The sequence below is a fragment of the Nioella sediminis genome (genome assembly GCF_001879695.1).
Lineage (GTDB): Bacteria > Pseudomonadota > Alphaproteobacteria > Rhodobacterales > Rhodobacteraceae > Nioella > Nioella sediminis.
Window position 1 is genome coordinate 1 of sequence record NZ_MNBL01000123.1, and the last position, 5,341, is coordinate 5,341.

General features: G+C 65.9%; 5 protein-coding genes. 1 reads left to right on the forward strand and 4 read right to left on the reverse strand.

The genetic code is table 11. The annotated features are described in order from the left end of the window. On the reverse strand, window positions 1-794 hold a 794-nt coding region (locus BKY26_RS15375; RefSeq protein WP_131541895.1), incomplete at its 3' end, for a hydantoinase/oxoprolinase N-terminal domain-containing protein. Between the two features lie 82 nt (window positions 795-876). Further along, window positions 877-1,773, reverse strand: coding sequence for a LysR family transcriptional regulator (locus BKY26_RS15380; RefSeq protein ID WP_071691275.1), 897 nt, complete (start codon window positions 1,771-1,773; stop codon window positions 877-879). A gap of 105 nt (window positions 1,774-1,878) precedes the next feature. Between BKY26_RS15380 and BKY26_RS15385 the strand changes: the two genes are divergently transcribed. Further along, on the forward strand, window positions 1,879-3,042 hold the full coding sequence (locus tag BKY26_RS15385) for an amidohydrolase (protein ID WP_071691276.1): 1,164 nt from the start codon (window positions 1,879-1,881) through the stop codon (window positions 3,040-3,042). A gap of 7 nt (window positions 3,043-3,049) precedes the next feature. Here BKY26_RS15385 and BKY26_RS15390 read toward each other — a convergent pair whose 3' ends face one another. Then, the gene (locus BKY26_RS15390; RefSeq protein WP_227435059.1) at window positions 3,050-4,486 is read right to left on the reverse strand and encodes a mannitol dehydrogenase family protein; all 1,437 of its coding nucleotides are present in this window, start codon (window positions 4,484-4,486) and stop codon (window positions 3,050-3,052) included. Further along, window positions 4,483-5,341 (reverse strand): glucuronate isomerase (locus BKY26_RS15395; RefSeq protein ID WP_193600199.1); only part of this gene is annotated, 859 nt, incomplete at its 5' end. The genes BKY26_RS15395 and BKY26_RS15390, both read right to left, overlap by 4 nt.

Below are 5,341 nucleotides of genomic sequence, written 5' to 3' on the forward strand. Positions count from 1 at the left end.
GCGGGGCCGGATTCCACCAGCCGCACCGGGAAATCCGCCGCCGTGTCGATATCGATGATGCCGCCGCCGGAATGCATCAGGAAAACCGGGCAATCGGCGCCTTCATCGGCCAGCCGTCCTTTCAGCCGCCCGAGATAGGATTTCATCAGCGGCTTGATATAGGCGTTGGCGATGGTGGTGTTGAAGCGCTCGTATTCCCGCATCTGTGGCGAGACCTGCGAGGACAGGGAGACCATCACGCCGGGCAGCTTCTCGGCCAAAACCTCAGCGATCAGCCGTTCATGGGCATCGTTCACATAGGAATGCAGCAAGCCAACTGCGATGCTTTCATAGCCTGCGTCGCGCAGGTCATCGGCAAGTACTTCCACCTCGCCCCGATCGAGCGGGATGAGCGTGCCGCCATCGGCATCGAACCTTTCACGGACGGTGTAGCGGCGGTTCCGGGGCAGCAGAGGCTCGGGCAGCTTCAGGTTAAGGTCATACTGCTCGAACCGGCTTTCGGTGCGCATTTCGATCACGTCGCGGAAGCCCTCGGTCGTGATCAGCGCCGTCTTGGCCCCGCGCCGTTCGATCAGCGCGTTGGTGGCCAGCGTCGTGCCATGGATGACCTGCGCAATCGCAGAGGGCGCAATACCGGCCTTGTCACAAACCCGATGCATCCCCTCGATGATCGCATCTTCGGGCGCGGCATAGGTGGTCAGCACCTTGGTGGAAAACCGGCCCCCCGGCCCTTCCAGCACCAGATCGGTGAAGGTGCCGCCGATATCGGCCCCCAATCTGTACGACTCGCCCATCTTGACCTCCGCTTACGTGACGGGCGGAGGATAGCCGACCGGAAGTATTTGGAAAAATCGAATGATCATATGGATTGGATAACTAATCGTGATCCTCTGGCGGATAGAGCCCCGCAGCGATCGCCACCGCGGCGATCAGAAAGGTTGGGGCCGGATCGACCAACCAGCGGGCGGCGAAGTGCAGGTCTTCGGGGTGCCAGTCATAATCCAGAACCTGCAATCGCCCGGCGGCCAGCGTCTCAGCCGCCATCAACGCGGGCACGCAGGCAACGCCCAACCCGTCATTGGCCATTTGCAGGCAGGCGGCGATGTTGGACGAGGGCACCAGCCGCACCGGCTGTTCGATCTGGCGGAAATGTGCGTCAAGCTGGGTGTAAGGATAGGATCCGCGCGCATGGGTCAGGATGCGATGCCGCGCAATCTGGTCCGCCGCGACCGGGCCGGTGGGGAACCCCAAGGCGGGGGCCGCGACCCAGATATAGGGCGACTGGCCGAGAGGCTCGGTATTGGGGGTGCGCTGGTCGAAGGGGCCGTTCTGGAAAGCGAGGTCAATTTCCCGCGCGAACAGCAGATTGGACAGGTTCTCCGACAGGTCGATGGTCAGTTCCACATCGACGGCGGGAAACCGGTCTTTCATCTGGATCAGGAAGGGCCGCAGCCAAGTCTGGGCCACCAGTTCGGTCACGCCAAGCCGCAACAGCCCGTCAAACACCGTGCCATCGCCCGTGGCCTCCAGAAACCCGTCTACGGCGGCCAGAATGCGCCGGGCGGGGCCAATCAGTTGCCGCCCCTCGCGGGTCAGGCGTACCGACCCCGCGTCGCGGTCCATCAGGGTCAGGCGCAGGTGGTGTTCCAGCTGGGAAATGCGGTTCGAGATATTGGGCTGCGTGGTGTTCAGCCGGGCAGCCGCCCGCCGGAAGCTGCCCAGATCGGCCACATGCACGAAGGCTTCGATATGCTTGAGGTTGAATTTGGGCATCTGGTCCGGGTCCGCTGTCTGGCGGCAGGGTTCCCGGTTATACCGTGAATGTCCATGCCCGATCTGCCCTTGCCCCGATGCCGTGCACGGCGCAAACATGGCCCCATGAAGGACCTCAGACTGACCAATTCCGACCTTGCGGACCTGACCGACTGGCGCCGTGCCCTGCACCAGCGGCCTGAAGTGTCGGGCGAGGAGGCCGAGACCGCGCGGACCGTTCAGGCGGCATTGACCGCGACGGGGCCGGACCGGATCGTCACCGGGCTTGGCGGGCACGGGGTGGCGGCGTTTTACGACAGTGGTCAGCCGGGGCCACGGGTTTTGCTGCGGTGTGAGCTGGACGGGCTGCCGATACAAGAGCTGTCAGATCGTCCCCACCGGTCGCAATTCGACGGCAAGGGGCATCTGTGCGGCCATGATGGGCATATGACGATGCTGGCGGGCATAGCGCGCCTTCTGGGGCGCCAGAGGCCTGCGCGGGGGTCAGTCCTGCTGATGTTCCAGCCCGCCGAGGAAACCGGCGAGGGCGCGGCGCGGGTGGTGGCCGATCCGGGCTTTGCCGCGTTCAGGCCCGACTATGCCTTCGCCATCCACAATTTCCCCGGAATGCCGCTTGGCCATGTGGGCGTGGTGGACGGCCCGGCGAGCTGCGCCTCTCGCGGAATGCGGGTGCGGCTGACGGGGCGCACGGCCCATGCGTCGCAGCCCGAGACAGGCGTTTCCCCGGCCCCCGCCCTCGCGCGGCTGATGCTGGACCTGCCCGGCCTGTCCCGGGGCGCAGACCTGACCGACCCGGACTTTGCTTTGGTCACCGTCTGCCACGCAAGGCTTGGTGAACCCGCCTATGGCATCGCACCGGGAGAGGCGGAGCTTTATGCCACCCTGCGCAGCCTGACCGATCCGCGCATGGAGAGGCTGATCAGGCAGGCCGAAACCATGGCGCGGGACGCGGCGGGCGACCTGGCCCTGTCCATCGACTATCACGACATCTTCCCGGCCTGCACAAACACCCCTGTCGCGGCAGAGATCGTCCGCCGGGCCGGGGCGCGGGCGGGTCTGCCCACGGGGCCGGGCCTGTTACCGATGCGCCCGTCAGAGGATTTCGGCCACTTCGGCATGGCCACGGGGGCGGAAAGCGCCTTCATCCTGCTCGGGGCAGGTATGGACGGCCCCGACCTGCACAATCCCGACTACGACTTTCCCGATGACCTGATCGGACTGGGCGCGGCGCTGTTGGGCGAGATTCTGCGGGAAATACTGGGCGACTGACGCCTGATCAGGCGATATAGCCCGCGACGCTGGCGGCTGCCCCGTGTTGGCAGAGGCCAAGATAGGCACGGGTGACGGTCTCGCGGAACGCAGGATGCCCGGCAAGCGCCGGATCAAAGACCTGATCGACCGCCAGCAGCGCGGCGACCTTGGCGGAGGGGTCAGCAGCCCCATCCGAGACAGCACGAAGATGATCCGCCAGCGGGTCGCGCACGTCAATGGGCTGGCCCACCTCATCCACGCCGCCCACGTAGCGCATCCAGGCCGCCACCACGAGCGCCAGCCCCGGAACAGGGCGACCGGCGGACAGGTTCTCTGCCACCGGTCCCAGAATGCGTTGCGGCAGTTTCTGCGACCCATCCATGGCGATCTGCCAGGTGCGGTGCTGGATCGACGGGTTTTGGTAGCGGGCCAGCAGGGCACCGGTGTAGGCGGCGAGGTCTTCGCCTTCGGGTTGCGGAACCGTGGGCAGAATCTCGTCCCGCCACAGCTTTTGGCACAGAGCCGCGAAAGCCGGGTCCGCAACACTTTCGCTGATGGTCTGGTATCCGGCGAGGTAGCCCAGATAGGCCAGCGCCGAATGGGTGCCGTTCAGGCAGCGCAGTTTCATCGTCTCGAACGCCGACACATCGCGGACGAACTGCGCCCCGCCCGCGTCCCAGCCGGGACGGGCGTTGTCGGTGAAGTCGTCCTCGATCACCCATTGGCGGAACGGTTCGTGCCAGACACAGGCCGGGTCGTAATAACCGGCGAGCGCGGCCAGCCGCTCGATATCCTCGGACGTCGTTGCGGGTGTGATCCGGTCCACCATCGTCGCCGGGAACTTCACCTGCTGCGCGATCCAATCGGCAAGCTCGGGGTCGCGGGCTTGGGCAAAACCCAGAACCACGCCGCGCGCCAGATGGCCGTTGGAGGGGAGGTTGTCGCAAGATAGCACCGTAAAGGGCGCGGTGCCTGCACGGCGACGGCGATCCAGGGCCTCCACCAGAAATCCGGGCGCGCTGCGGGGGATGTCGGAATGAGCGAGGTCATGGACAATGTCGGGGTGGTCGTGTCGCAACTGTCCGGTTGCCGGATTGTGGCAATAGCCCTTCTCGGTAATCGTCAGGGAGACGATCCGTGTCGCCGGAGCAGTCATACGGTCCAGCACGGCGGCGGGGTCTTCCGGGGCGACCAAGACCTCTGACACAGATTGGATGACGCGCGGTGCTGGCCCATCCGGACCAAGCGACACGGCTGTATAGACCCCGCCCTGCGGCGTCAGTTGATCGCGTGTGTCAGGGCTGCGCAGGCTGACGGCACAAATCCCCCAATCACCACCATCGTGGGCCATTGCATCGGCGGTATAGACGGCGTTGAAGGCCCGGAAGAAGGCACCGGGGCCCAGATGGACGATGCCCACAGGGACAGCGGGGGCTTTGCGGGACAGACGGGGATGGGTCACAGGCGGTAAGCCTCCTTCGCCAGCCGGTAGCTGAGGTCATGGGCCAGCTCGACCGCCTCGTTTTCCCGTAGCCGCCCGCTGCGCACCAGCGTCGCCAGATAGGCGCAATCCACGCGGCGGGCGACATCATGGCGGGCAGGGATCGAGCAAAAGGCGCGGGTGTCGTCGTTGAACCCGACGGTGTTGTAAAACCCGCAGGTCTCGGTCGTGGCCTCTCGGAAGCGGCGCATCCCCTCGGCACTGTCATAGAACCACCAGGGCGGGCCGAGCTTCAGCGCCGGATAGGCGCCCGCCAGGGGCGCAAGCTCGCGGCTTTGGGTGGTTTCGTCGAGGGTGAAGAGGATGATCGTCAGGCCCGGCTCCATCCCCACGGCATCGAGCAGCGGTTTCAGCCCGCCAACGAAATCCGCCCGCATGGGGATGTCAAAGCCCCGGTCGCGGCCAAACTGCGCAAAGACCGGCCCGGAATGGTTGCGCCACGATCCGGGGTGGATCTGCATGACCAGCCCATCCTCAAGGCTCATCCTTGCCATCTCGGTCAGCATCTGGCCCCGGAAGAGATCGGCCTCCTCCGCCGTGCAGGCGCCGGTTAACGCTTTCTGAAACAGCGCAGCGGCCTCCGCTGCGGGCAGGTCGGCGGTGCGGGCGCTGGCATGGCCGTGATCGCTGGCCGTCGCGCCAAGGCGCTTGAAATACGCCCGCCTGGCGCGATGCGCGGCGAGATACCCCTGCCACGTGCGCGTGTCTTCGCCCGTCAGCGCACCAAGGCGGTCGATCTGGGATGCAAAGCCCGGCGTTTCGGGGTCCACGACCGTGTCGGGGCGATAGGTGGGAATGACTCGGCCCGACCAGCCG

Bases quoted from the DNA above. Each gene is read 5' to 3' on its own strand.
- BKY26_RS15380 (WP_071691275.1), bottom strand. From the start codon at position 1,773: ATGCCCAAATTCAACCTCAAGCATATCGAAGCCTTCGTGCATGTGGCC.
- BKY26_RS15385 (WP_071691276.1), top strand. From the start codon at position 1,879: ATGAAGGACCTCAGACTGACCAATTCCGACCTTGCGGACCTGACCGAC.